Source organism: Arthrobacter sp. NtRootA1, from assembly GCF_019976975.1.
Taxonomy (GTDB): domain Bacteria; phylum Actinomycetota; class Actinomycetes; order Actinomycetales; family Micrococcaceae; genus Arthrobacter; species Arthrobacter aromaticivorans.
Genome location: NZ_AP024630.1, coordinates 4,604,060 through 4,628,734, shown reverse-complemented (window position 1 = coordinate 4,628,734; position 24,675 = coordinate 4,604,060). Strand labels below are relative to the sequence as shown.

Below are 24,675 nucleotides of genomic sequence, written 5' to 3'. Positions count from 1 at the left end.
TTCTCCAAGGTGGGATAGGGCTGGGAGTTAGTTGGCGGCGAGGGCCGCGATGCGGGACACCGCGAGCTCTGCATACAGGGCAGCGCCGTCGGTGAGGACGCCGTCGTCGAACGTTGCGTAAGGCGAGTGGTTGAAGGGCGACGTCGCGTGGTCGGTGCCGGGGGCAACGGCACTGAGCCCTACGAATGTTCCCGGGACCTCGGCCAGCACCCGGGAGAAGTCCTCGGAACCACTGAGGGGAGTTGCCATCCGGGTCAGCCGGGACTCGCCGAACATGCCGGCGATGACCTTCTCCGCCGTGGTGGTTTCGTCCTCGTCGTTGATGGTGAGGGGGTATTCCTGCTGGTAGTCCACATCAACCTCCAGGCCGTGGGCTGCGGCGATGCCTTGGAGCAGCTTGGGTACTACATCCATCATCTTCTGCCGTGACTCTTCCGAGAAGGTCCTGATGGTGGCTTCGATGCGGGCAGTTTCAGGGATGACATTCCGCTTGGTACCTGCGTGCAGCACACCAACGGTGAGAACTACGGGATCGAACATGTTGAACTGGCGCGTGATCATGACCTGAAGGGCGGTAACCATTTCCGCTGCTGCGGTCACGGGGTCCTTGGCTGAATGTGGGGCAGAGCCATGCCCGCCGGCACCGAGCACGGTCACTACGAGCCCGTCGGAGGAACTGAGCATCACGCCGTTCTTGGTGACGAACTGGCCGTGGGGTTCCAGCGAGGAGAAGACGTGCATGCCGTAAGCCGTATCTGCCCGTCGCCCGGCAGCATCCAGGACGCCTTCGTTGATCATGTAGCTGGCGCCGTCGAAGCCTTCCTCGCCGGGCTGGAACATGAGTACGACGTCGCCGGCCAGCTTGTCGCGACGCTCAGCCAGCAGGGTAGCGGCTCCGGCGAGCATGGAGGTGTGGAGGTCGTGTCCGCAGGCGTGCATCGCTCCGTCTATACGGGACGTGTAATCCACACCGGTTGTTTCCTGGACGGGAAGGCCGTCCATGTCTGCCCGCAATAACACCACCGGCTTCTCAGCCGAAGCGTAAGCTGCACCACCGCGAAGAACCGCGGTGACCGACGTCGTGTCCTTGCCGAGTGTGATCTCATACGGGAGTCCGTCCAGCGCCTTGAGCACCTTTTCCTGGGTGCGGGGGAGCTGCAGGCCGATCTCCGGTTCGCGGTGGAGGTCGTGGCGGAGGCGGACGATGTCGTGCTGCAGTTCCTTGGCGTCAGCGGCGATGGTCATGTGTTCTCCTGCTCTTGCTGGGTTATGGGTTCTTCTTGCAATTCTGTGGTGACTTGACTCACAATCCTGAAAACATCTGTAAAAATGCATGGAAACCCCAAAAACGCAGGATTCATGCACGGTTGAAGGAGAATGTACGCATGGAACTCAGCGAAGAGGATCTGCGCCTCATCAATGCCCTGCAGATTTCTCCTCGTATCAGCTGGTCCGATGCCGGCGAGGTCTTGGGCGTCCACGCCACAACCTTGGCCGCGCGCTGGGACCGCCTCAAGGCTGCCGGTGCGGCCTGGACTACGGCCCATCTCATGGGTGACCCGAAAAACATGTGCCTTGCCATGGTGGACATCGACTGCGAGATGGACCTCCGGCCGCAAGTCACGGCGGCCTTGGCAGAGCTCCCCGAGGCCATCACCATCGAAGAAGCGGCGAGCAATCGCGACCTCACACTCACCGTCATCACCCAGGACCTCGATCAGTTCAGCACCAGCCTGCTGCCGCGGCTCAAGGAAGTCCGCGGACTTACCAAGTACCACACCTCGCTCTGCACCCGGATCCACACCAGCGGCTACGCATGGCGGCTGAATGTGCTCACCAAGGGGGAACAGCAGGCGCTTCGGGCAATGGCCGGGCCCGAATCGGCCAACCCGTCTGCTCCCGACGCCATCGTCGTGCCGCTACCCGAGAGCCATCTGGCGCTGATCCCGCTCCTATCCCGGGATGGCCGGGCTTCTGCTGCTGAGATAGCCCGGGCTTTGGGGCGGCATCCCGCCACGGCGCAGCGTCAGTTGGGGCGGGTGCTGAACAGCAGAATGTTGTCTTTCCGCTGCGAGATAGCCCAAAAATTCTCCGGTTTTCCCATCACCGTCCAGTGGTTTGCGAACGTTCCGGCGGGCCAGCACGAAGCCGCCGCCACGGAACTGCGTTCCGTCAGGAATGTCAGGTTTTCAGCGTCCACCACCGGCCGTACCAACTTCACCATGATCATGTGGTTGCGGTCGCTGGCCGAGATCATGGAAATGGAACTCGCCATCCAGCAGCGGATCCCGGGCATCGAGCTCGTGGAGAGCGTAGTTATGTTGAATACGGCCAAACGGGTTGGCTGGATGCTGAACCCGGATTCAACGGCCACAGGAACCGTGGTGGCACCGTATGGGGAGTTGCTGCCGGAAACAGCGTAAGTTTCTTGCTTGAGCTCACGACGACGGCGAGTCCGGCCTGGGTGCCGGTTCCCGCCAGTATCAGGGGTGCTTCGTGGCCCGTAGGACCGTGTCCAAAACGGTAGCCGTCCCGCCCTCTGGACCGGTGATCGTGCGTTCCCGCGAAGTCAGGACGTTGACGAACCACGGCTCGCGGTCCAGGCGGAGCGATCCAGCCAACTGTTCCGGCGAGAAGAACATGCCCGTTTCACGGTGGTGGCTCCACGGAGCGAGCCCATGAGGATGATGTCCTACCACGAGCAACGTGCCGCCCGGCGCCACTGCGGCTGCCGCCGAAGCTACGGAGTCGCGCCACGGCAGGAGGGGGCTGTGGAGGAACTGTGCTGAAACGAGGTCAAAGATGGGTTCCGGCTTCCAATCGGCCAGATCCTGTTGCTGCCAGGTGATCCGGTCAGCGTGACCGGATTCCTCTGCATGGGCTGCCGCACGTTCAAGCGCGACCGCCGAAACATCCATGCCGGTGACCATCCAGCCCTGCCCGGCGAGCCAGATGGCGTCTGCACCTTCGCCGCAGCCAAGGTCCAAGGCCGTTCCCGCGTGGAGCCCGGCTACTTCGGCGACCAACTGTGGATTCGGATTTCCGCTCCATACTCGTGGACGCTCCTTGTACATGCCGTCCCACATGTCGGCGGCGTTGTCGGCGTCTTCGTGAAGGTTGAGCCCGCCATGCCTCGGCCCGCTGTGGTCAGTGTCTTGATGGGTGTCCTGGCGGGCGTTGCCAGAGGTGCCATTCGTGGCGTGGGGAGTGCCGCCGTCGTGAGTGTGTTCAGCCATAAGCCAAGCGTGCCGTGAGCAGGCCACTAAAGGCAACGCCCGTTGCTGCTTCGGCAAAACACACATACGAACAAAATGATCTGGTTTTTCCATTTGATGGTGACTAGCGTTTGAGCCAAGCGCCGGACACAAGTCATTGGCGCATGAAACGGGGGATTCATGATGTTCCGGACGCTTACGTTCACTGCGCGTGCTGCCGTTGTGGCTTTGGCGGCGGCCTTTACGCTCATGGCTTCAGGGCTACCGGCCCAGGCCAATCCGCTAAAGCCCGACGCCGTCGCGGGAGCCACCGCGCCAACCATCAGTGCGCCAACTATCACCGCACCTATGGCGACTTTCGGGACGCCGAACAGGATCGAGGTTCCGAGCCCACACTTTGCTGAGGCAAGCCCGGATGGCCGCAAGCTTTTCACAGTGTCCGCATCCGGGGCTTTCGCCTCGATCGACGTGGCCACTAGTACTGTGACTGCGAGCATTGATGTTCGTGATGTTACTGCCATGAAGGTCAGCCCGGACGGCGGCAAGGTCTACCTGGCCACAAGCGAGTTCCAGGAATACTTCCTCACGGTCGTGGACACCGCCGCCATAACGGTCGTGGACATACCGGTGGACGGCCCGGTCTTCAGCCTCGCATTTACCCCTGACGCGTCCAGCGTTTACGCGGCTGTGTACGGAACGCCGGCGGACACGGGCTCGACGCCGGGATCCGTTGCAGTCATCGATGTGGCGGCGGCGTCCGTGGTTTCCTCCATTCCCGTTGGTCGCGAGCCAACGCAGATTCTTGTGACGCCGGATGGGGCCAAGGTGTTCGCACTGAATCTCCTGGACCAATCGTTGTCCGCCATTGAGACGTCTACCAACACCGTGACCAGCACCATTCCGCTCGGCGGGACGTCAACCGGAGGGTCCATGTCCCCGGACGGATCCAAGCTGTATTACCCCAAGCTCGAAGGCGGCATCGCCATCGCAGGCGTCGCCACGGACACCGTGATCGGGGAAGTCATGACCGAATCCGTGGCCACTGCGCCAAGCTTCACTCCGGACGGATCCCGGGCATTCGTCGTGGACCAGAGTCCGAATGACAATTACGTTGCTGAAGTCGATCTGCAGGGGAATTCGCTGACACGGGTCAGTCTCGGTGAGGGCCCAGTCATGAACATGGGGCACCTCACGGTCCAGGTCAGTCCCGACGGTGCGCGGCTTTATGTGCTGGGCCACGACATCAACGTTCTCAGCCTGCCGACGCTCAAACCAGCAGGGGTCATCCTGTTGGAAGATGGGTTGCTTCCCCGTCAGCTGGTCATGCTCCCGGACGGATCCATGGCGTACGTCGTTCCGGGCAACCAGGGCGATTACGTCATGGCTGTTAGTACGGCGGATCCGGAGAATGTGTGGAAGGACTACAACTCCGATGGCACCACGGATGTTCTGGCGAGGGACTCCGCCGGCGGGCTCTGGCTGTATCCCGGAAACGGCAACAGTGGCTGGCTGCCCCGCTCACAGGTTGGCTCCGGTTGGAACATCATGAACCTGTTGATGGCGTCAGGCGACTTTGACGGTGACCGCAAACCGGACGTCCTGGCACGCGACGAGGCTGGTGATTTGTGGCTGTATCCGGGCGACGGCAATTCTGGTTGGCTGCCCCGCTCCAAAGTCGGCGTCGGCTGGAACGCGATGACCGCCGTCGTTGCCCCAGGCGATTTTGATGACGATGGCAAAGCCGATGTCCTTGCCCGGGATAGTTCCGGTGACCTCTGGCTATACCCGGGGAACGGCTCAGGCGATTGGCTTCCCAGATCGAAGGTGGGCACGGGCTGGAACGTGATGACGGCCATCATGGGCCCCGGGAACCTGCGGAATCCGGGGCGCGACATCCTTGCCCGCGACACCTGGGGCACGCTGTTTCTTTACGAGCCCGACGGTTCGGGCGGTTGGTTTCCACCCTTGCTGGTTGGCATCGAGTGGAACGTCATGTCTGCCATCGTCACCCCGGGCGACTTCGACAGCGACGACGTGCCGGACATCCTGGCCCGCGACGCCAGCGGCACCCTGTGGCTTTACCCAGGACAGGGCTTCGGCGGATACTCGCCGCGGGTACAGGTGGGAGTGGGCTGGAATGTCATGACGGCGATCATCTAACTATCCTGGCTGGTTCCAGCGCTGCGCTCCCGCGCCGGTGGCCCCCAGTTCGTCGGCTGGATTCTGAAGCGTGCATGATTTCAGGCTCAGGCAACCACAGCCGATGCAACCATCCAGATCGTTCCGCAGGTGTTGCAGGGCCGCGATCCGTTCGTCGAGTTCCCTGCGCCACCGCGACGATAACCGTGTCCAGTCCCGCTTGGTGGGAGTCCGTCCGTCCGGCAGGGAGTCCAGCGCCTCCCGGATGTCCTTCAGAGGAAGGCCAACTCTTTGCGATGTTTTGATGAAAGCCACGCGCCGCAGCATTTCGCGCCGATACCGCCGCTGGTTGCCGGCCGTACGTTCAGCCGTGATGAGCCCATTGCGTTCGTAGAAGTGAAGGGCCGACGCCGATACTCCGCTGCGCTCGGAAAGCTCACCGATGCTGAGGGGCCGGTGGGCGCTGCCTGGAACTTGTGGCAAGGCTGGTCCTCCGGTGGTGGGCGTGGTGGATTGACCTCAACATTAGTTGAGGTTCTAGGGTAACGTCCATGACCTCTGATACTTCAACGGCCGGGATACTCCGCCGTCCATATCTGCTGGCCACCATTGGTGCGTGCGCGCTCGTTTTCCTCAGCGCCTTCGAGTCCCTGGCGGTAACCACCATCATGCCGCTCGTCAGCCGGGACCTGGACGGAGCCACCCTTTACGCGCTGGCCTTCGCCGGTCCGTTGGCGACTGGTGTGATGGGGATGGTTGGGGCAGGTAATTGGTCCGATCGTCGTGGTCCTGCAGCGCCGCTGTATGCATCGGTGGCACTGTTCGTTGCTGGGCTGCTGATCGCAGGAACAGCCGGGAGCATGGAGGTCCTGGTGCTCGGCCGGCTCGTGCAGGGACTTGGTGGCGGTGCCATGACCGTTGCCCTGTATGTCTTGGTGGCACGCGTCTACCCGCCGACTCTGCATCCGAAAATCTTCGCCGCGTTTGCCGCTTCCTGGGTGATCCCTTCACTCGTGGGCCCGTTCGCCGCGGGCATCGTGGCACAGCTCAGCAGTTGGCACTGGGTGTTCCTGGGCGTGGTGGGGTTGGTTGTTCCGGCACTGCTGATGGTGGTGCCGGCTGTGCGGGGGATGGACTCGGAGCCCGTCACCGAAACCGTTCCGTGGGCGTTCGGACGCATGGGGTGGGCGGCACTGGCTGCCCTGACCGTCCTCGCGCTGAACTTGTCAGCAGAGGTGCCGGGCGTGGGCGGGGTGATTGCCGTCGTCGCACTTGTCCTTGCCGTGGTGGCGGTCAGGCCGTTGGTCCCGCGCGGAACACTGGTTGCCCGCCGAGGACTTCCCAGCGTGATCCTCACCCGCGGTCTGGCGTCGGCGGCGTTTTTCGGCGCGGAGGTCTACCTGCCGTACCTGCTGACCGAACAGTACGCCTTCACGCCGACGTTTGCCGGGCTCACGCTAACCGGCGCCGCGCTCGCATGGGCGGGAACATCCGCTTTGCAGGGCCGGTTGGGTTCGAAACTGGCTGATGCCCTCGCCGTGAAGATTGGTGCCGCGCTGGTGCTGGTGGCAATCGTGCTGGCGCTGGTGACTGCGGCATTGGCACTGCCGGCAGCCATTGCTATTGGCGGTTGGATCCTCGCCGGCGGGGGCATGGGGCTCATGTACCCACGGCTGAGCGTCATGACGTTGGCCCTCTCGACTCCCGATAACCAAGGCTTCAACAGTGCAGCAATGTCCATCTCCGACTCCCTGGGCGGGGCGCTCGCTCTCGCTGCGACGGGACTTGTCTTTGCCGCATTTACGACGACGAATCCGTTTGCGGGGGTCTTCGCACTGACGGCGGTGATCGCCGTCGTCGGGGTTGTCATAGCGCCACGGGTCGCCAGCCGGGCGGGCGCCTCCGAAACTCACGACGCCCAGCCAGAGCCCTCGCTCCATCAGTAGCCCGACGCCAGGTTGGTGTGCCGGCCGACTGCGGCGGTCCGTTCGACTTGTGGGGCCTGCTCTGCGCGCTATTTGGGCCCGGAAGCACGCAATCCGGGCCACGCAACGCAGCCCTGCACCAGCCCGATGCAGGGCTGGACGCCGAACACTGCTAGAATGGGAACACTTGATGTGCGGTGACGCCCTGAAGCAGGTGGCCCAAAAGGCCACGTGACGGGGCATTTTTCATGTGAGAGGCACATCCTGCGTCGATGAACGCTTCCATTTGGTCCCGGCCAACGCTCCAGCAGTGAACCGGTAGACCACCTGACTTTTCCTCGGCGAACCCCTGGCCCAACCGGCGTCGGGGGCCGATGTCCGCAACTGGACACCGCCCGAAAGACATAAGTACATGACTACTTTTGCTGCCCTTGGCACGCCCAAGGCTATTGCTGATTCCCTCGCCGCAGACGGCATCGAAGAGGCATTCCCCATCCAGGTGAAGACCCTCCCCGATACGCTCGCAGGCCGCGACGTCCTGGGCCGAGGCCGCACCGGCTCCGGCAAGACCATCGCTTTCGCCATCCCTCTTGTGGCCCGTCTGGCCGAGCGTGAAGCCAAGCACTTCCGCAAGCCGGGCCGCCCCATGGGCCTCGTCCTTGCTCCGACGCGTGAACTTGCAACCCAGATCAACGCCACGATCGAGCCGCTGGCCAAGGCCATGGGCCTGAACACCACGGTGATCTACGGCGGCATTTCCCAGGCGCGCCAGGAAAAGGCGCTGCGCGCCGGCGTCGACATCGTCATCGCCTGCCCGGGCCGCCTCGAAGACCTGATCCGCCAGCGCATCCTGACCCTCGAAGCCGTTGAGGTCACCGTGCTGGACGAGGCAGATCACATGGCTGACCTCGGCTTCCTTCCGGTAGTCAAGAAGCTCATGGACATGACCCCCACGCAGGGTCAGCGACTGCTCTTCTCCGCGACGTTGGACAACGGTGTTGACAAGCTGGTCAACCGTTACCTCTCCAACCCGCTGACGCACTCCGTGGATGACCCGCAGGCTGCCGTCACCACTATGGAACACCACGTCCTGGTAGTTAACGATCAGACCGTCAAGAAGCAGCTCATCGTCGAACTGGCCTCCGGCGCTGGCCGCCGCGTCCTCTTCATGCGGACCAAGCACCACGCCCGCAAACTTGCCAAGACCCTCACGGACGCCGGCATCCCCGCCGTCGACCTTCACGGCAACCTGTCGCAGAACGCCCGCGACCGCAACTTGGCCGAGTTCTCCAACGGCGACGTTCGCGTCCTGGTGGCAACCGACGTCGCAGCCCGCGGCGTGCACGTGGATGACGTCGAACTCGTCATCCACGTTGATCCGCCCACAGAGCACAAGGCGTACCTCCACCGCTCAGGCCGCACGGCCCGTGCTGGCTCCGATGGCACAGTTGTCACGCTGACGCTCCCGGAGCAGCAGAGCGACGTCAAGAAGCTCATGAAGGCTGCCGGCGTCGACGTATCGTTCGAGCGCGTCACTGCCAACTCGCCGTTGGTCGCCGAACTCGTGGGCGACATCGCTGACAAGGTTGATCCCCGCACCCGTGCAGCGCTCCTCGCGGCGAAAGCCCCGCAGGGCGGCGGCACGTCCACTGGCGCCAACGCCCAGCGCAAGCGCGCACGCCGTACGGGCGGCCAGGCTGCACCCACCGCGGGTGGCCGTGGTGGTCGCGGCGGACGCGGCAAGGTGGCAGCTGAGCCGGTTCGCACCGACATCAACCGCGCCGATCGTCGCGCAGCAATGAACGACGACGTCGCCCGCAGCCCACGTGGTCGCGGCAAGGCTGGTGCCACTCACCGCAACGACGTTCCCGGCTCGCAGGGTCAGGGCGGCCGCAGTGGTCGTCCGGCTTCGGGCCAGCGTGCTGCTACCGGTGGCCAGCGATCAGCTTCGGCCCCGCGCACGGCTTCCACCACGAGCACCCGTACTGGCGGAAACAAGGCTGTTTGGTCCTCGGCAACGGGCGCTACATCCGGCGGATCCTACGGTTCGGGTGCCTCCGGCAACTCAGCTCGCGGGGGCTCCGGCGCCGGTCGTCCGGCACGCAGCGGTCCTCGCCGTGCATCCGCTCCGGCTTCGAACGAGCGTCGCGGCCGCTAACGCGCGGTCCCGGCGGGGCTCACCAGCCGCGGGCGCGCCACTCCTCAAGGTGTGGCCGCTCGGCTCCGAGGGTCGTGGGCAATCCATGGCCCGGGTGCACCACGGTCTCGTCCGGGTAGGCGTCGCACAGCCGCTCTTTCACGTCGTTCAATAGTGAAGTGAAACGTGAAGGATCGCCCTGTGTTTTGCCGACGCCTCCGGGAAACAACGAGTCCCCACTGAAAATGTGGGCGGGCCCATCCGGATCCTGGTAAACGAAAGCAATCGAGCCAGGGGTGTGTCCGCGCAAGTGGACCGCCGTGATCTCGAAGTCGCCGAACCGCTCGACGTCGCCGTGACCAAGCCGGACATCTACCGGAACTGGCAGCGCATCGGCGTCGTCCGCTCCTGCAGAAGTGCTGGCGCCCGTAGCTGACACCAGCTCACCCAAGGCGCGGATGTGGTCCCAGTGCTGGTGGGTGGTGGCGATTCGGACGAGCTTCGGCACTTCGGAAGTATCCGTTTCGCTGTCCTTCAGGAGTTGCTGAATGGCTGGAAGGTCGTCGGCGGCGTCGATCAACAGCTGCACGCCTGTGGACTTCGAGGTCAACAGGTACACGTTGTTGTTCATCTCGCTGACGGAGATGCTCCGGATGGTGACGTCACGCGATGAGTGAATAAGCGAATCCATCGGCTCAGTCTATGCAGTGGTCGTGTTGGCTTCGCGGCCTTGTGACACCCAGTTGGGATCGGCAGAACGCGAACCGACGACGGCGTCCGCGGCTTGGTCGAGCACCTCAAGTTGCGCACTTCCCAGTTGCAGGGACAGCGCGCGAAGGTTCTCGTCGATGCGGTGCGTTTTGCGCGTACCGGGGATGGGGACCACCGGCAGCCCAAGGCGCTTGCCTTGGGCGAACAGCCAAGCCAGTGCTACCTGGGCAGGAGTTGCACCCAGGTCATCGGCTACCTCGCGAACCGCGGCCACGACGGCCTGGTTCGCATCGAGGGCCTCGCCATCAAAGCGGGGAATCTTGTGGCGGAAGTCGTTTTCGCCCAAGTCGCTCGCGCTAATGGTTCCCGTGAGGAACCCTCGGCCGAGCGGCGAATAAGGCACAAAGCCGACGCCGAGTTCCTTCGCTGCAGGAACAACGTTTTGCTCAACATCCCTGCTCCAGATTGACCATTCACTTTGGACCGCGGCAATGGGATGGACGGCGTTGGCCTGCCGAAGCTCCTCGGCTGTCACCTCAGACAGTCCCAGGTGCCGAACCTTGCCCTCTCGGACCAGCTCCGCCATGGCCTCCACGGTTTCCACTATCGGAACGCGGAGGTCACGGCGGTGCAGGTAGTAGAGGTCAATCACGTCAGTGTCCAGGCGGCGGAGGCTAGCTTCTGCCGCCTGCCTGACGTAGGGCGCATCGCCGCGAACTCCCGTGTAGCCGTTCGCGGCGTTGCCCTCTATTCCGAATTTTGTTGCCAGCTGGATCTCGTCACGCCGGCCTTTCAGGAGCTGCCCCACCAACTCCTCGTTGCTTCCGGCGCCGTAAACATCTGCGGTGTCGATGAAAGTGATTCCCGCATCCACCGCATGCCTAAGGGTTTGCAGGGCTTCAGCGGGGTCGATTCCCCCATAGACCGGTGTCAGGGCCATGCCGCCAAAGCCAAGGGGGCCGACAGTAAGGCCATCGCCGAGTTGAACTGCAGTCATGAACTTCTCCCATGCGTGTTGGTATTCGAAGTGCCCTTTGGTGGCGTGAACTCCGCCGCGGGCTTTGGTATTCCTGCTGGTTCTTCGGGTGTGGCCGACGCTCCTTCCCAGTTGGTCCGGATAGCACCCGGCACGCCTGCATGCCCGCCCCTGTGATTTCGGGGTTTCTGCCGCTGGACGAGGGGTGCCGGGGGAGGCAACTGGGAAGGAGCGTGGAGGAGTGCCGTCTACTCAGCGGGCGCCTGGGGGTTGTCGGACGGCAGCGCCTTCAAACCTGCAGCGCAACCCACGATTCCGGCGATGAAGAGCAGCTTCAACGGACTCGCGGGTTCGACGCCGCTGAGCATGGCCCAGCCAACAGTGAGCGCCGCGCCGATTCCAACCCATACCGCGTATGCAGTGCCCAAGGGGATTCGTTTCACGGCGATCCCGAGTCCGAGCATGCTCAATGCTGCTGTCACCGCGAATACCAATGTGGGAATCAACTGGGTGAAGCCGTTGGAGAGTCCCAGAGCAGTGGCCCACACGGCTTCGAGGACGGCTGAAGCAAGGAGAACCAGCCAGAAGACGCCGTTCTTCGCAGAGTTCTGGGTCGTGGTGGTTGTTGCGGCCATGGCTACGCCACCACCTTCAGGCCAACCACGCACGCGCCGATACCTGCGAGCAGCAGCAACCGGGCCGTCGTCGCGCGTTCCACCTTGGTGACCATGGCGTAAGCCGACGTCAGGACGACGCCGACACCCACCCACACCGCATACGCCGTACCCGTGGGAATGGATTGCATGGCGATCGCGAGTCCGGCGGTGCTGGCGACGACGCTGACCAGGAAAATAACGGTGGGGACTGGCTTGCGGAAGCCCTTTGATCGGTGAAGTGCAGCGGCCCAAACGGCCTCAAGGGCTCCGGAGAGAATGAGAATTAACCACGACATGACAGATCCTTTGGCCAGTCTTGTCGCGTGCCGGGTACTGAACCGTCGTCCGGAGGCTCCAGAACGGAACCTTCATTTCAGGCTAGCAACTCCTGCAGACCGTGGCCACTTTGGGTGGCGAAAGTCACCAGTCTTAGGCGTTTGGGGAGTCCACTTTGTCGATGGATATCACGGCAACAAAACCCCGGCCCGAGATCTCGGGGCTCCGTGTATCCGAGCCCACCACGGCGTCGTAGCGGTTCAGCTCCACCGGCTCGGCCGCGCTGGGAGTCGGGCTGGCGCCGTCGGACTCGTCCTCCAGATCTGCCCCAGGCGAAACCGTCGCCTTGCCTTCCAGGAGGACGGCCAACTGTCCCTCGAACACGGGGTGTGCGCGTTTCTTGGAGATCTCGACGATGGACGTGTACCCCTTGAACGCGCTGGCGCGAACGATGACGTTGAGGTCGCGGATATCCCCCGTGGGTAGCGTGGCTGACGACGCTGCCTCTCCCGAGAAACGGAACGGACGATACTTCTCGAGCGGGTGCTCTTCGCCGTCGATGGTCAGGAGCAGCAGCTCACCGTCAATGATGGTGATGACCCGTTCCATGCCGGGAAAATTGGAGAAGTCCCCGGCCTTGGAGACATCGGCGATGCTGACGCGCCAATCCCAGGCGCCGTCCTGGGCCGAGGCGACTTTCGGGTGGCTGGCGAGTTCGCGCGTCACCCCGCCTCCGTTACGCCACGGTTCGGGGTGGATGTCGGCAAAGCGGATGATCTCCATCCGACCAGCCTAGTGGTGGACACAGCTTCTGCGTTGTCATTGCGGCTTGCTAACGTCATATGTGGAAAACGTTTGTGAATACGGCTGGAGGCACGGAATGTTCGTCAAAGTGTGCGGCTTGAGCACGCCGGAATCCGTGCGCTCCGCCGTCGACGCCGGCGCGGATGCGGTCGGCTTCGTGCTGACTTCGAGCCCACGTGAAGTCAGTCCTGACCAGGTGCGTATCCTGCTGCCGCTGGTGCCCGCACATGTTAATGCTGTGGCTGTTTTCCGGCATGAGCCTGCCTCCGACGCCGTTTCTGTTGCGCGCGCCGCAGGACTCACCTGGGTTCAGCTGCACGGCACCCGGACTGCCGAGGACGTCAAAACAGTGCACGACGCCGGGATGCGGCTCATCCGGGCCGTCACCATGGGTGCCGCGCCGGACCAGTTCAGCGATCTGGGCGAGGATCTGCTCTTGATCGATGCAGCCGTGCCGGGTTCGGGAGAGTCCTGGGACTACGGGTCAGTGCGTGCGAAGGGACTTGGCGGCCGGGAGTGGTTGCTCGCAGGCGGACTCGAACCCGGCAACGTTGCGTTCGCTGCGGCTGCCGCGGATGCCTGGGGCGTGGACGTTTCCTCAGGTGTGGAGGCGTCCCGGGGAGTAAAGGACCTGGCGAAAATCCGCGCGTTCGTGGAAGCCGCAAAGGCCTGACGTTCTCTCACATCCAACGGCTTTTGGCGCGTTCCTCTCTCACGTCCTGCAGCCGGAAACCCTGGATGGGTTCATGATGTGAGAGAAGGTTGGGCAATTCGGGTGATGATGTGAGAGAGCATCCGACTTGGCACTGGCAGCCTGGACTCGCTGACGGCAACACGATTCACTGGAACACGCCACTGGACTTTACACACGTAACCAAACACGGAACCAAACACGGAACCAAGCCAACGGACCACACGGAACCAGGAGCCACGCAATGAGCACGGAACAGCACACCCTGACCATGATCCGCGAGTTCGACGCCCCGCGTGAGCGGATCTTCGACGCCTGGATGGACCCCGATCAGCTGACCAAGTGGTTCGGGCCCGTGGAAGTGGACGCGCCACGCGACAAGATCATCGTGGAGCCCCGCGTAGGCGGAATCTGGCAAGTGGTCATGGCATGGACGGACGACGAGGGGGAGCAGGAAGCTCCCATCGAAGCTGTCATCACGGAGCTGGACGCTCCTGCCCTGTTGGTGGCAAGAGCAAAGGCTGCTCCCGACGCAGATCATGAGTACGAGGAAATGCACCTCGAATTCGAAGACCTCAATGGACGCACCCGGATGCATCTCACCCAAGGCCCCTTCGCATCGGAAGAATGGGTGGAAATGACACGGGACGGCTGGGGAACCTCGTTCGACAAGCTGGACGCGTTGTTGGACTAAATCGCTCTTGATACGTCATCAAAGTCAGGGCCGATTCAGGGCAGACCCTTGGGCTTAATGTCGGTCCGGCAAGGGAGAATTGAGACTATGAAAACGCTGCTCAACATCATTTGGCTGGTCTTCGGTGGTTTCTGGTTGGCATTGGGCTATTTCGCAGCAGGCATTATCTGTTGCGTGCTCATTGTGACCATTCCTTGGGGCATCGCTTCGTTCCGGATCGGCGCTTATTGCTTGTGGCCGTTTGGCCGGATGGTGGTGGAGAAGCCCGGCGGAACGGGTGTCTTCGCACTTCTGGGCAACGTGATTTGGTTGCTCGTGGCGGGTATCTGGATAGCGATCGGCCACGTGGTCACTGCTTTCGCCATGGCCATCACCATCATCGGTATTCCGCTGGCAATCGCCAACCTGAAGCTGATCCCGGTGTCGCTGATGCCTCTCGGCAAGCAGATTGTGCCGACCAACCAGCCGTTCGTCAGCACCTATCGCTGAGGTGATCCGCTCCATTTAGACGACTCGCAGCCCGGCAGACGATTCCTACCGTCTGGCCTGCAGCGAGTCGTCTAACCGGTGGCACGGACGCCCTGAAAAGCCCCATCCGTCAGCAAAGCGACCATCGTGCTGCCATCCAACTCGGCGGCGATTGCCACGTCCTCAACGAAGCCCCCATCGATCAGTTCCCGCCCGCTGGAGCAGCCGCGCAGCACCGAGGCCAGCTTGGGCTCGGCGGCGTCGAAGGCCGCGGCCGCAGATCCGGCTTCCGGCGAGAAATTGCCGCGCCCCGATCCTGCTAGTCCGGCGATGAAGGCTCCTGCTCCGAGCTCGTCCTCCAAAGCTGGCCGCAACGAACCGTTGGTCCACTTCTCACCTGCGGCGATGACAGCAATTACGGCGTCATCCGGCAGGTTCGCATGGACCCAGTCGGCGGTCGCCGCGGCGTTGCGTAGGCACACAGCCACTACTTGCCGGGCCGAGTCGGCGAGCTCATGGCTGAGCGTCGAGCCGTTGGGCGAGGGCAGGACCACCCGCTCAAGATGCGGCGCATGACGCAAACTCGCTGGAGACAAACTCAACCCCTCCCCGCCACGCGGCCCGGCCAAGGCAGCGTGACGATGAGCGGCGAACTCACTCGCGGCAGCATCCCTCATCGGGTAGGGAAAAACGGCAGCCCCACGATCCACGGCGACGCTCACGCACGTCGTGAACGATAGAACGTCAACCACTACCGCAAGGTCCGCACGAGGCACTATGGCGCGGGCGCCGTCGAGACCCCATTCAAACCGGACCGAGTACGGCAACTGCCGCTGGGGCGCTCCGGCTTCGCTCATGCGAGTTCGGCCGTGAGGTTGCGGCGGGCCGCGTCGAGCCAAAGCGCCTTGGCCCGTTCGCCATGGAAGAGCGGGTCAAGTGACAGCAGATGACGCACGACGGCGGCACGCCCCTTGGCGAAGTCGTCGTCACTGACGTGAACGTAGTCTTCCCGGACGGCGGCCAGGTAACGGGCGTAAGCCTGTTCGTCGCCCCCGAGGACGGAGAGATCAGCGTCGCAGAGGAGGGCTCCGGCATGGTCGTCGGGTTTGGGATTATGTTCGGATGTGAGCCGAACCAGTCGGGCTACCTCGGCGACGTCTTCCGGGGCAAGCCGCGCAGCAGTCAGCCGGTCCTCGGCAAGGAGCGCGGACTCTTCCTCGTCCTGCCCTGCGACGCCTTCATAGACGGCGTCGTGGAACCAGGCCGCGAGTGTGACTGTGCGGGCAGGGAGGGCCGGCTCCGTCAAAATGTCCAGGGCTTCGAGGACGGCGAGCAAATGGGTCCGGCTGTGGTACTTACGGCTGGCGTCCCCCCACCTTTCCAGGAGTTCCAAGCCCAGTTCCTCGTGCCCGGGGTAGGTGCTGTTCCAGCGCTCCATCAAGGGAACGGTGAGGGCTTTGCTGCGTTCGCGCGCTGGAATGCGAAGGCCGCTCGCGATGAGTTTCCGCACCAGCACCCTTGCCTCCACGGGAATGGCGCCAGCCGCGACGAGGTCGTTGTAGCGACGTTCAGGAACGTCGTAGTGGTCGCCGTCGAACGCCCTTTCGGGAACTCCGGCCGCCGCGGCGAAAGCGTGGAGCTCGTCCAAGGACTTGTCCGATACCAGATGCGAAAACACTGTGCCGTGGGCGGGCCAAAGGGGCGGATCGACATATACGGCCATGGCCAAAGTGTAAGCCAAACGATCCTTCCCAGTTACCGGTCATCGGAGCGGCTACCGCCGAGCGTCCGCCCCGGAAACACGGGCTTCACTGCCTGTGTGGTTCACAGCAACTGGGAAGGAGCGTAGGGGACTCAGCGCTCCGCCGGCAGGATGTTCTGGTTGCCGCGGAACACGTTGTCAGGATCGAACGCGGCCTTGACCTTGGAGAGCCGTCGATAATTCTGCTCTCCATAGGCCGCCATGATCCGGTCCTGGCCTTCGTCACCGATGAAGTTCAGCCACACTCCGCCCGTGGTGTGCGGAGCGATTTCCTGGCGGAACTGCTCGACCCAGGCCTTGGCTTCCTGACCGCCCTCACGGGTCTCGGACAAGCCAAAGGGGTGGCTGACCCAAGCGGCGCCACGGTGTTGCAGTGGGGTGTTCGCAGCCGCCGGTCCGCTCACTGCTCCTCCCCAGCGTGCAATGAGCTGCTGTGAGTGCGCACCTGGCAGCCGGTGCGCGGAGGCTACGAAGAGATCCAGGGCATCGTCGTTGAGTTCGTTGTGATAGTCGGCGCTCCAATAGTTGTAATGGTCAGGAGGGTCATCGATCATGCACTGGAAATCGGCGTACTGCATGGGCGAGACGAGGTCTACTGTTGGCCCGAGTTCCCGGAATGGTTTCGCATGCTGTTCTCCGGCCTCAAGATCGCCTGCATACAGGTAGGCCATTCCGACGGCGAGTTTGCCCACCATGTCCTCCGGCACGAACTCTTCCGGCGGGGCGGTGAGGTACACGAGGGCTGTCCCGACGGCGTCGGGAACCTCAAGTGCCAATCCCCGGAAGGCGCGGGACAGGCCCGTGGCTTCCTCGCCGGGGAACAGCATGAGCCCGGCCATGACTGTAGGGCCGAGGTCGTGGAGTTGGAAGGTGAGCGAGGTCGCCACGCCGAAATTGCCGCCTCCGCCGTGGAGTGCCCAGAACAATTCCGAATTCTCGCCCGCATTGGCAGTGACACGTTCGCCGGACGCAGTCACCAGGTCGACGGAGAGCAGGTTGTCGCACGCGAAACCGTAGGAGCGCTCAAGCCACCCCGAGCCACCGCCCAAGGTGAAACCGGAAACGCCCGTGGTGGATGCGCGGCCACCCGTGACTGCGAGCCCATGCTGCTGCGTGGCGCGGTCGAACTCGCTCCACGTCACTCCCGCGCCCACCGTGGCAGTCTTGGCCTCGGGGTCAACGCTGATGGATTTCATGGGACGGACGTCCACTACCAATCCGTCGTCGTTCGTAGACATGCCAGCCACCGAATGCCCGCCGGAACGCACGGCGACATCCAGATTGTGGGTCCGTGCATAGCTGAGCGCTTCGGCCACTTCGGCGGGATCTGAACACTTTGCAATAACGGCCGGTCTGCGGTCGATCATCGCGTTGAAGAGCTTACGGGCTTCGTCATAATCCGGGTTGTCCGGACGAATCCATTCCATGGGACGCTCCTTCGCGTCTGAGACTCTCTCCCTAGAACAGAGTACGGCTGCGGCCCCCGGCGGGCTATGGGTAATGCTTACGGAACGCTTTCGCTTCACCTCACGGGGTTCGCCAAGGGGCAGTAATATTTTCGTTTGCGGTGAAATCACGACTCCTAATCCGCATCTACGGATCTAGACTCATCTCATGCCGCAAATACGAATTTCCGAGGCTGCCCGCTTTTTGGGAGTCAGCGATGACACAGTGAGGCGCTGGGCGGAGAACGGGACCCTGACCGCCCAAAGGGACGCATCGGGCAGGCTAGCTGTGGATGGGCTGGAACTCGCCAAGCTTGCACGCGACCAGTCGCACCTCCCCGATGACCTTGCCCGGTCTGGAAGTTCGGCCCGCAATCGTTTTGTGGGCCTCGTTGCGGGTATCACGGCGGACAAAGTCATGGCCCAGGTAGAGCTTCAGTGCGGACCGTTCCGCGTCGTTTCCCTGATGAGCAGCGAAGCCGTCCGTGAACTCGGGCTCGAGCTCGGCTCAGTCGCTACGGCCGTGGTCAAGGCCACCACCGTCATCATCGAAACACCCCCAGGAAAGAGCATCGTATGAGCATCACCCGCAAGAACGTCGGGACTTTCCTCGCGGCCGGCACCCTCGCCGCCAGCCTCGTGGGCTGCGCCTCGGGAGCCCCCGGCACGGCAGCATCAAGCGGCACGGCGGCATCAAGCGGCACAGCCAGTTCCACACGAACCTTGACCAGGGAGATCACCGTCTTTGCTGCGGCCTCGTTGAAGGCAACGTTCACCAAGCTGGCCAGCGACTTTGAAGCGAAGAACCCGGGCACCAAAGTTAAACTGAACTTCGCCGGTTCCTCTGACCTGGTCACGCAGATTACGCAGGGTGCACCGGCGGACGTCTTCGCATCCGCCGACACCAAGAACATGACCAGGCTTTCGGATGCAAAATTGGTCGACGGCAATGCAACCAACTTTGCCACCAACGTCCTGGAGATCGCCGTCCCGCCCGGCAATCCGGCGTCGATCGCTTCCTTTGCCGACCTCGGCAAGCCGGGTGTAAAAGTTGTGGTCTGCGCGCCGCAGGTTCCGTGCGGGTCTGCCGCCGAAACCATTGAGACGGCGACCGGAACCACGCTGAAACCGGTCAGTGAAGAGTCGTCGGTAACCGACGTGCTCGGCAAGGTCACCTCGCAGGAGGCCGACGCGGGCCTTGTCTACGTCACAGACATCAGCAACGCAGGCGACAAGGTCAAGGGCGTCCCTTTCCCGGAGTCGGACAAAGCCGTGAACACCTACCCGATTGCTACAGTTGGCGCGAGCAAGAACAAGGAACTCGCCCAGGCATTCATCGGCATGGTTACCAGCAGCGAGGGCAAGAAGGTGCTGAACGACGCCGGATTCGGCACCCCGTAGGGATCCCGGTAAGGACTTCATGAACAGTCGCAGTGGCACCGGCTATACCGGCGTTCCACCATGGATTTACGCCATCGCAGCAGCCGGGGCACTTTTTGTCCTGCTGCCGCTGGTTGCGATGGTGGCCAAGGTCAACTGGCCGCAGTTCATTCCACTGATCACGTCGGAATCCTCAGTCACAGCGCTCGGGCTGAGTCTCCGCACGTCTGCTGCGAGCACGGCGTTGTGCATCATCCTAGGCATTCCGCTGGCGTTGGTTCTTGCTCGCAGCCCCTTCCCTGGCCAACGGTTGCTCAGGGCGTTCGTCCTGTTGCCGCTCGTGCTGCCGCCCGTCGTCGGAGGTATAGCCCTCTTGTACACGTTCGGCCGCCAAGGCCTGCTGGGGAAGTCGCTGGAAGTTGCCGGTATCCAGATCGCTTTTTCCACCACCGCCGTTGTCCTCGCCCAAACCTTCGTGGCTTTGCCGTTTCTGGTGGTCAGCCTCGAAGGGGCGCTGCGAACAGCAGGGAATCGCTACGAGTTGGTCGCCGCAACCCTGGGCGCGCGTCCCACAACCGTCCTGCGCCGCGTGACCGTGCCGCTCGTCTTGCCGGGATTGGCTTCCGGAGCGGTGTTGTCGTTCGCCCGGAGCCTGGGCGAGTTTGGCGCTACGCTGACGTTCGCCGGCAGTTTGGAAGGCGTAACCCGAACCCTTCCGCTGGAAATTTACCTGCAACGCGAGACCGACGCCGATGCCGCCGTCGCATTGTCGCTGGTCCTCGTGGCAGTCGCAGTGGCGGTTGTAGGACTCAGCTATGGTCGTCGCAATGCTGGCGCCCGGGTGGAGGTTCAACCGTGAGTTTTGAGGTGCGGACACGCCTTGATGCCAGGGATTTCGACATGTCCCTGAGCCTTGGTCCTTCGGAAACCGTGGCGGTTCTGGGGCCAAATGGCGCCGGAAAATCAACGCTTCTTGGCGTGATTTCGGGTCTGCTGCGGCCGGATTCGGGACGTGCACAAATTGGCGGCAGGCAGCTTTTTGACCTCGACGGCGGCAACCACCGGTGGAGTGCCCCGCACCTGCGCGGCACTGCGCTGCTCGCCCAGGAGGCGTTACTGTTTCCGCACCTGAGCGTGCTGGAAAATGTCGCCTTTGGGCCGCGCAGCAAGGGCGCATCGAAGGCTGCAGCCCGCGAAACCGCGCGGCTGTGGCTGACAGAGGTGGGGGCCCTTCACCTCGAATCCCGTAAGCCGGCAGAGCTGTCCGGTGGTCAAGCGCAACGCGTGGCCGTAGCCCGCGCGCTCGCCGCCGAGCCCGAGTTGCTGCTCCTCGATGAGCCAATGTCAGCCTTGGATATCCACGCGGCGCCGCTGCTGCGCCGCGTCCTCAAACGGGTATTGGCCGGACGCAGCGCCATCATCGTTACCCACGACGTCCTGGACGCCTACATGCTCGCCGATCGCGTCGTCGTCGTAGAGAACGGGCGCATTTCCGAGGAGGGCCCAACCCGCCAAGTTCTCGAACGCCCTCGAAGCCACTTTGCAGCCGGACTTGCGGGGCTCAACCTCGTCAGCGGAATGATCACAGAGCAGGGAATCACGACGCCGGATGGCCAGTTTTTCGCCGGACAGCACGATCCGGGGTGGTCACCTGCTCCCGGCCAGGAAGGCGTGGCGGCCTTTCCGCCGTCGGCCGTTTCCGTTTTCCTTGGCGACGTCCACGGAAGCCCGCGCAACTCGTTTCCCGTAACCATCAGGGATCTGGAGCCGCACGGCGACCAGATCCGCGTCAGGGCGGCCGGGTCGGGTACGGGGGAGCGCGGCACGTTGTCAGCCGATATCACTCCTGCGGCCTCTGCCGATCTCGGTCTGGTGCCCGGCATGAACGTGCGGTTCGTCGTGAAGTCCGCGCTGGTTTCGATCTATCCCGCCTAGGACCTACTCCCGGTAAAGACGCTCCGCGTAGCCGGGCCCGTAGTAGGTTTCAAGGTCCTCCAGGGGAGCCTCGGGCTGGACATAGGTTTTGGAGAGCATCGCGATGCTCGGCAAGCCCTCCGAGTCCCAGGTTGACGGTTCCCACAAGCCGCTGCGCATGAACGCTTTGCCGCAGTGCGTGAATACTTCTTCCACGGAGACCACGACGGCGGCGCGCGGCCGGTGGCCTTTGACCGTCATCTTCTCGAAGAAGTCGGCGTCGCTGACGATGCGTGCCGTTCCGTTGATTCGCAGCGTGTCCGTGCGTCCAGGAACCACGGACAAAATCCCGACGTTCGGGTTTTCCAGGATGTTGCGAAAGCCGAAGGCGAGCTTGTTTCCTGGGCGCTCCGGGATGGCAATAGTGGAGTCATCCAGGACCTCGATGAATCCTGCAGGGTCGCCCTTTGGTGACGCGTCCACCCGGCCTTGGGCATCCGCCGTCGAGATGACGCAGAAAGGACTGGCGGCCAGCCACTGCCGGTCGAAATCGCTCAGTGAGGTGCGCACTTTTCGGCGCACGCGGTCCAAGGGTAGACCGATCAATTGTTCCAGTTGTTCCACAGTGGAGATTGATTCCATGGCCTCAGCCTACGGGTGAGGGCTTCTGGCCCCCTGTTATTAACATAGCTGTGGTTTTGTCTGGACAGAGGTTTCGCCGTGGGCAAACATGGAAAGCAGTGGACCACAAAGCAAAGTTGAGCGTAGTAGACTCAACTTTGAAAGTATTGGTCTCACTCCAGAAAGGGAGCTCTCTTTGGACGTCAAATTCACTACCAAAAGCCAGGAGGCCCTTTCTGCGGCCGCCATGAATGCCTCCACTGCGGGGAACCCGCAGCTGGAGCCGGCGCACCTGCTGAAGGCGCTCATGGATCAGCGCGAGGGAGTTGCTGTTGCTCTCCTGCGCGCCACAGGTGCTGATCCGGATGCCGTCAGTGTTCAGGCCAGTTCGGCCATCAAGGCGCTGCCGTCCTCGTCCGGAAGCTCGGTCCAGCAAGCCCAGCTCTCCCGGCAGTCCATGCAGGCCATCCAGGCTGCCCAAAATGAGGCCGACAAACTCGGTGACTCCTTCGTCTCCACCGAGCACCTTTTGCTGGGGCTCTCCGCCGGCAGTGACGCCGTCGGAAAGTTAATGCGCGACGCCGGCGCCTCCCATGAAGCGCTCCTCGCCGCCTTGCCGGGTGTCCGGGGCGACCGTAAGGTCAACTCGCCGGATCCCGAAAATACGTTCCAGGCCTTGGAGAAGTTCGGCACGGACCTTACTGCTATCGCCCGTTCAGGGAAGCTGGATCCGGTGATCGGGCGCGACAGCGAGATCCGACGCGTGGTTCAGGTCCTGAGCCGGCGCACCAAGAACAATCCTGTGCTCATTGGTGAGCCTGGCGTTGGCAAAACCGCCGTCGTTGAAGGCCTCGCCCAACGCATGGTTGCGGGCGACGTCCCGGAGAGCCTCCGTGGCAAGACCCTCATTGCCTTGGATATGGCCTCCATGGTTGCTGGTGCCAAATACCGCGGCGAATTCGAGGAACGGCTCAAGGCAGTTCTTGAGGAGATCAAGAACTCCAATGGCCAGATCGTCACGTTCATTGATGAAATCCACACGGTTGTTGGCGCTGGTGCAACGGGTGACAGTGCAATGGATGCGGGCAACATGCTTAAGCCGATGCTGGCCCGTGGCGAGCTGCGCCTCATTGGTGCCACCACGCTGGACGAGTACCGCGAAAACATCGAGAAGGACCCTGCCTTGGAGCGCCGTTTCCAGCAGGTCTACGTGGGCGAGCCCAGCGTCGAGGACACCATCGGCATTCTGCGTGGGCTGAAGGAACGGTACGAGGCCCACCACAAGGTGGCTATCGCCGACTCCGCCTTGGTCGCAGCAGCAACCCTGTCCAACCGCTACATCTCTGGCCGTCAGCTTCCGGACAAAGCGATCGACCTCGTGGATGAGGCCGCATCCCGGCTTCGCATGGAGATTGACTCAGCGCCGGAGGAGATCGATCAGCTCCGCCGTTCCGTCGACCGCTTGACCATGGAAGAACTGGCCCTTCAGGGCGAGACCGATCCTGCTTCCGTTGAGCGGCTGGCTGCCCTCCGCGCGGACATGGCGGACAAGAAGGAAGCACTCAGGGCCCTGAACGCCCGTTGGGAAGCCGAGAAAGCCGGACTCAACCGGGTCGGTGACCTCAAAGCGAAGATCGACGAGCTGCGATCTGCCGCCGAAAAGTACCAGCGCGAAGGCGACCTTGAGTCGGCCTCGCGGATACTTTATGGCGAGCTGCCTGCCCTTGAACGTGAGCTCAATGCGGCTGCCGAAGAGGAGTCCGCCCGGGGCGATGCAAAACCGGACCTCATGGTTGCGGAAGATGTGACCGCAGACGATATTGCCGAGGTCATCTCCGCGTGGACCGGCATCCCCGCTGGGCGCATGCTGCAGGGTGAATCCCAAAAGCTGCTGCACATGGAAGAAGAACTCGGCAAGCGCCTGATCGGCCAAACCAAGGCCGTGCAGGCAGTTTCGGACGCCGTCCGCCGTGCCCGGGCGGGCATTAGCGACCCCAATCGCCCCACGGGTTCGTTCCTGTTCCTGGGTCCAACCGGCGTCGGCAAGACCGAGCTGGCAAAGGCCCTGGCCGACTTCCTCTTTGACGATGAACGCGCCATGATCCGGATCGATATGTCCGAGTATGGAGAGAAGCACTCTGTAGCGCGCTTGGTCGGTGCCCCTCCGGGATATGTCGGCTACGAGGAAGGCGGCCAGCTGACGGAAGCCGTTCGTCGTCGCCCGTACTCTGTTGTGCTTCTCGACGAGGTGGAAAAGGCCCATCCAGAGGTGTTCGACATCCTCCTGCAGGTCCTGGACGATGGCCGCCTCACAGACGGTCAAGGGCGGACGGTGGACTTCCGCAATACGATCCTGGTGCTGACGTCCAACTCCGGAAGCCAGTTCCTGGTGGACCCGTCCCTGGATGACAAAGCCAAGCGTGATGCCGTCATGGCGGTGGTGCAGGCCTCGTTCAAGCCGGAGTTCCTGAACCGTTTGGATGAGATCGTTCTGTTCGACCCCCTGTCCGTGGACGAGCTTGCCCGGATTGTGGAGCTCCACGTTGCCGAACTCACCAAGCGACTGCGGGACCGCCGCCTGACCCTCGAGGTGACCGACGGAGCCCGCGCCTGGCTCGCGATGTCCGGCTATGACTCCGCGTACGGTGCACGACCCCTGCGGCGCCTTGTCCAGCGCGAGATCGGCGATCGCTTGGCCAAGGAAATCCTTGCCGGAACGATCACCGATGGCGACACCGTTTTGGTCGATACTGCGGCCGACCTTGATGAACTCACCATTGACGGACTCGAGTCACTGACAGGTCCCGACGGCGGCCCGTCCGTGGGCACAGGCCTACTGGTTCGGAAGAAGTAACTCGGGA

24 protein-coding genes and 1 riboswitch are annotated in these 24,675 nt (G+C 63.0%); of the genes, 12 read left to right on the top strand and 12 right to left on the bottom strand.

What is annotated here, in order from left to right; genetic code table 11:
- Positions 1-27: 27 nt before the first annotated feature.
- The gene (locus tag LDN90_RS21070; RefSeq protein ID WP_223946996.1) at positions 28-1,245 is read right to left on the bottom strand and encodes a M20 family metallopeptidase; all 1,218 of its coding nucleotides are present in this window, start codon (positions 1,243-1,245) and stop codon (positions 28-30) included.
- Between the two features lie 140 nt (positions 1,246-1,385).
- On the opposite strand from LDN90_RS21070, the gene LDN90_RS21065 reads away from it, so the two are divergent.
- Positions 1,386-2,423, top strand: coding sequence for an Lrp/AsnC family transcriptional regulator (locus tag LDN90_RS21065; RefSeq protein WP_223946995.1), 1,038 nt, complete (start codon positions 1,386-1,388; stop codon positions 2,421-2,423).
- 60 nt (positions 2,424-2,483) lie between these two features.
- On the opposite strand, the gene LDN90_RS21060 is transcribed toward LDN90_RS21065, so the two are convergent.
- The gene (locus LDN90_RS21060) at positions 2,484-3,272 is read right to left on the bottom strand and encodes a class I SAM-dependent methyltransferase (RefSeq protein ID WP_223949349.1); all 789 of its coding nucleotides are present in this window, start codon (positions 3,270-3,272) and stop codon (positions 2,484-2,486) included.
- A gap of 123 nt (positions 3,273-3,395) precedes the next feature.
- Between LDN90_RS21060 and LDN90_RS21055 the strand changes: the two genes are divergently transcribed.
- Entirely contained in the window at positions 3,396-5,375 is a 1,980-nt protein-coding gene (locus LDN90_RS21055; RefSeq protein ID WP_223946994.1) for an FG-GAP-like repeat-containing protein, read from the top strand.
- Here LDN90_RS21055 and soxR read toward each other — a convergent pair whose 3' ends face one another.
- On the bottom strand, positions 5,376-5,837 hold the full coding sequence (gene soxR / locus LDN90_RS21050; protein WP_223946993.1) for a redox-sensitive transcriptional activator SoxR: 462 nt from the start codon (positions 5,835-5,837) through the stop codon (positions 5,376-5,378). It abuts the gene before it with no gap.
- Positions 5,838-5,905: 68 nt separating this feature from the next.
- Between soxR and LDN90_RS21045 the strand changes: the two genes are divergently transcribed.
- Entirely contained in the window at positions 5,906-7,300 is a 1,395-nt protein-coding gene (locus LDN90_RS21045) for an MFS transporter (protein ID WP_223946992.1), read from the top strand.
- A gap of 391 nt (positions 7,301-7,691) precedes the next feature.
- Positions 7,692-9,437 (top strand): DEAD/DEAH box helicase, encoded by a 1,746-nt coding sequence (locus tag LDN90_RS21040; RefSeq protein ID WP_223946991.1) that lies wholly within the window; start codon positions 7,692-7,694, stop codon positions 9,435-9,437.
- Between the two features lie 19 nt (positions 9,438-9,456).
- Here the strand turns inward: LDN90_RS21040 and LDN90_RS21035 are convergent, their stop codons facing one another.
- The 5 genes from LDN90_RS21035 to LDN90_RS21015 form a co-directional block, all read right to left on the bottom strand.
- Entirely contained in the window at positions 9,457-10,107 is a 651-nt protein-coding gene (locus tag LDN90_RS21035; protein ID WP_223946990.1) for an MBL fold metallo-hydrolase, read from the bottom strand.
- Between the two features lie 9 nt (positions 10,108-10,116).
- Positions 10,117-11,124, bottom strand: coding sequence for an aldo/keto reductase (locus LDN90_RS21030; protein ID WP_223946989.1), 1,008 nt, complete (start codon positions 11,122-11,124; stop codon positions 10,117-10,119).
- 227 nt (positions 11,125-11,351) lie between these two features.
- A complete protein-coding gene (locus tag LDN90_RS21025) occupies positions 11,352-11,738 on the bottom strand; it encodes a multidrug efflux SMR transporter (RefSeq protein WP_223946988.1) in 387 nt (128 codons plus the stop codon).
- 2 nt (positions 11,739-11,740) lie between these two features.
- Positions 11,741-12,055 (bottom strand): multidrug efflux SMR transporter, encoded by a 315-nt coding sequence (locus tag LDN90_RS21020; RefSeq protein WP_216927523.1) that lies wholly within the window; start codon positions 12,053-12,055, stop codon positions 11,741-11,743.
- Between the two features lie 9 nt (positions 12,056-12,064).
- A riboswitch (guanidine-III (ykkC-III) riboswitch) is annotated at positions 12,065-12,130 on the bottom strand.
- Positions 12,131-12,188: 58 nt separating this feature from the next.
- Complete coding sequence (locus tag LDN90_RS21015) at positions 12,189-12,818, bottom strand: HutD family protein (protein ID WP_223946987.1); 630 nt, start codon at positions 12,816-12,818, stop codon at positions 12,189-12,191.
- Positions 12,819-12,915: 97 nt separating this feature from the next.
- On the opposite strand from LDN90_RS21015, the gene LDN90_RS21010 reads away from it, so the two are divergent.
- The 3 genes from LDN90_RS21010 to LDN90_RS21000 all read left to right on the top strand — a co-directional run bounded on the left by LDN90_RS21010 (position 12,916) and on the right by LDN90_RS21000 (position 14,713).
- Complete coding sequence (locus LDN90_RS21010; protein ID WP_223946986.1) at positions 12,916-13,512, top strand: phosphoribosylanthranilate isomerase; 597 nt, start codon at positions 12,916-12,918, stop codon at positions 13,510-13,512.
- Positions 13,513-13,774: 262 nt separating this feature from the next.
- On the top strand, positions 13,775-14,224 hold the full coding sequence (locus LDN90_RS21005; RefSeq protein WP_216926601.1) for an SRPBCC domain-containing protein: 450 nt from the start codon (positions 13,775-13,777) through the stop codon (positions 14,222-14,224).
- 87 nt (positions 14,225-14,311) lie between these two features.
- Complete coding sequence (locus LDN90_RS21000) at positions 14,312-14,713, top strand: YccF domain-containing protein (protein ID WP_216926600.1); 402 nt, start codon at positions 14,312-14,314, stop codon at positions 14,711-14,713.
- A 71-nt stretch (positions 14,714-14,784) separates the two neighbouring features.
- Here the strand turns inward: LDN90_RS21000 and LDN90_RS20995 are convergent, their stop codons facing one another.
- The 3 genes from LDN90_RS20995 to LDN90_RS20985 form a co-directional block, all read right to left on the bottom strand.
- The gene (locus LDN90_RS20995; protein WP_223946985.1) at positions 14,785-15,549 is read right to left on the bottom strand and encodes a 2-phosphosulfolactate phosphatase; all 765 of its coding nucleotides are present in this window, start codon (positions 15,547-15,549) and stop codon (positions 14,785-14,787) included.
- Positions 15,546-16,415, bottom strand: a complete 870-nt coding sequence (locus tag LDN90_RS20990) for a DUF4031 domain-containing protein (RefSeq protein ID WP_223946984.1) — start codon at positions 16,413-16,415, stop codon at positions 15,546-15,548. Before LDN90_RS20990 ends, LDN90_RS20995 begins: the two co-directional genes overlap by 4 nt.
- 131 nt (positions 16,416-16,546) lie before the next feature.
- Positions 16,547-17,881, bottom strand: a complete 1,335-nt coding sequence (locus LDN90_RS20985; protein WP_223946983.1) for an FAD-binding oxidoreductase — start codon at positions 17,879-17,881, stop codon at positions 16,547-16,549.
- 187 nt (positions 17,882-18,068) lie between these two features.
- Here LDN90_RS20985 and LDN90_RS20980 point away from each other — a divergent pair, with 187 nt between their 5' ends.
- Genes LDN90_RS20980 through LDN90_RS20965 form a run of 4 tightly spaced genes read left to right on the top strand, consistent with a single transcriptional unit; the run spans position 18,069 to position 21,214 of the window.
- Positions 18,069-18,479, top strand: a complete 411-nt coding sequence (locus LDN90_RS20980; RefSeq protein WP_223946982.1) for a TOBE domain-containing protein — start codon at positions 18,069-18,071, stop codon at positions 18,477-18,479.
- Entirely contained in the window at positions 18,476-19,300 is an 825-nt protein-coding gene (gene modA, locus LDN90_RS20975; protein WP_223946981.1) for a molybdate ABC transporter substrate-binding protein, read from the top strand. Before LDN90_RS20980 ends, modA begins: the two co-directional genes overlap by 4 nt.
- 19 nt (positions 19,301-19,319) lie before the next feature.
- On the top strand, positions 19,320-20,138 hold the full coding sequence (locus tag LDN90_RS20970; protein WP_223946980.1) for an ABC transporter permease: 819 nt from the start codon (positions 19,320-19,322) through the stop codon (positions 20,136-20,138).
- Positions 20,135-21,214 (top strand): ATP-binding cassette domain-containing protein, encoded by a 1,080-nt coding sequence (locus LDN90_RS20965; protein ID WP_223946979.1) that lies wholly within the window; start codon positions 20,135-20,137, stop codon positions 21,212-21,214. Before LDN90_RS20970 ends, LDN90_RS20965 begins: the two co-directional genes overlap by 4 nt.
- A 3-nt stretch (positions 21,215-21,217) precedes the next feature.
- Here the strand turns inward: LDN90_RS20965 and LDN90_RS20960 are convergent, their stop codons facing one another.
- Positions 21,218-21,835, bottom strand: a complete 618-nt coding sequence (locus LDN90_RS20960; RefSeq protein WP_223946978.1) for an MSMEG_1061 family FMN-dependent PPOX-type flavoprotein — start codon at positions 21,833-21,835, stop codon at positions 21,218-21,220.
- Positions 21,836-22,010: 175 nt separating this feature from the next.
- Here LDN90_RS20960 and clpB point away from each other — a divergent pair, with 175 nt between their 5' ends.
- Positions 22,011-24,668, top strand: coding sequence for an ATP-dependent chaperone ClpB (clpB, locus tag LDN90_RS20955; protein ID WP_216926589.1), 2,658 nt, complete (start codon positions 22,011-22,013; stop codon positions 24,666-24,668).
- Positions 24,669-24,675: the final 7 nt, after the last annotated feature.

Excerpts from the sequence above, each read along its gene's own strand:
- LDN90_RS21070 (WP_223946996.1), bottom strand. The coding sequence starts at position 1,245 with ATGACCATCGCCGCTGACGCCAAGGAACTGCAGCACGACATCGTCCGC.
- LDN90_RS21065 (WP_223946995.1), top strand. The coding sequence starts at position 1,386 with ATGGAACTCAGCGAAGAGGATCTGCGCCTCATCAATGCCCTGCAGATT.
- LDN90_RS21055 (WP_223946994.1), top strand. The coding sequence starts at position 3,396 with ATGATGTTCCGGACGCTTACGTTCACTGCGCGTGCTGCCGTTGTGGCT.
- LDN90_RS21045 (WP_223946992.1), top strand. The coding sequence starts at position 5,906 with ATGACCTCTGATACTTCAACGGCCGGGATACTCCGCCGTCCATATCTG.
- LDN90_RS21040 (WP_223946991.1), top strand. The coding sequence starts at position 7,692 with ATGACTACTTTTGCTGCCCTTGGCACGCCCAAGGCTATTGCTGATTCC.
- LDN90_RS21035 (WP_223946990.1), bottom strand. The coding sequence starts at position 10,107 with ATGGATTCGCTTATTCACTCATCGCGTGACGTCACCATCCGGAGCATC.
- LDN90_RS21030 (WP_223946989.1), bottom strand. The coding sequence starts at position 11,124 with ATGACTGCAGTTCAACTCGGCGATGGCCTTACTGTCGGCCCCCTTGGC.
- LDN90_RS21025 (WP_223946988.1), bottom strand. The coding sequence starts at position 11,738 with ATGGCCGCAACAACCACCACGACCCAGAACTCTGCGAAGAACGGCGTC.
- LDN90_RS21020 (WP_216927523.1), bottom strand. The coding sequence starts at position 12,055 with ATGTCGTGGTTAATTCTCATTCTCTCCGGAGCCCTTGAGGCCGTTTGG.
- LDN90_RS21015 (WP_223946987.1), bottom strand. The coding sequence starts at position 12,818 with ATGGAGATCATCCGCTTTGCCGACATCCACCCCGAACCGTGGCGTAAC.
- LDN90_RS21010 (WP_223946986.1), top strand. The coding sequence starts at position 12,916 with ATGTTCGTCAAAGTGTGCGGCTTGAGCACGCCGGAATCCGTGCGCTCC.
- LDN90_RS21005 (WP_216926601.1), top strand. The coding sequence starts at position 13,775 with ATGAGCACGGAACAGCACACCCTGACCATGATCCGCGAGTTCGACGCC.
- LDN90_RS21000 (WP_216926600.1), top strand. The coding sequence starts at position 14,312 with ATGAAAACGCTGCTCAACATCATTTGGCTGGTCTTCGGTGGTTTCTGG.
- LDN90_RS20995 (WP_223946985.1), bottom strand. The coding sequence starts at position 15,549 with ATGAGCGAAGCCGGAGCGCCCCAGCGGCAGTTGCCGTACTCGGTCCGG.
- LDN90_RS20990 (WP_223946984.1), bottom strand. The coding sequence starts at position 16,415 with ATGGCCGTATATGTCGATCCGCCCCTTTGGCCCGCCCACGGCACAGTG.
- LDN90_RS20985 (WP_223946983.1), bottom strand. The coding sequence starts at position 17,881 with ATGGAATGGATTCGTCCGGACAACCCGGATTATGACGAAGCCCGTAAG.
- LDN90_RS20980 (WP_223946982.1), top strand. The coding sequence starts at position 18,069 with ATGCCGCAAATACGAATTTCCGAGGCTGCCCGCTTTTTGGGAGTCAGC.
- modA (WP_223946981.1), top strand. The coding sequence starts at position 18,476 with ATGAGCATCACCCGCAAGAACGTCGGGACTTTCCTCGCGGCCGGCACC.
- LDN90_RS20970 (WP_223946980.1), top strand. The coding sequence starts at position 19,320 with ATGAACAGTCGCAGTGGCACCGGCTATACCGGCGTTCCACCATGGATT.
- LDN90_RS20960 (WP_223946978.1), bottom strand. The coding sequence starts at position 21,835 with ATGGAATCAATCTCCACTGTGGAACAACTGGAACAATTGATCGGTCTA.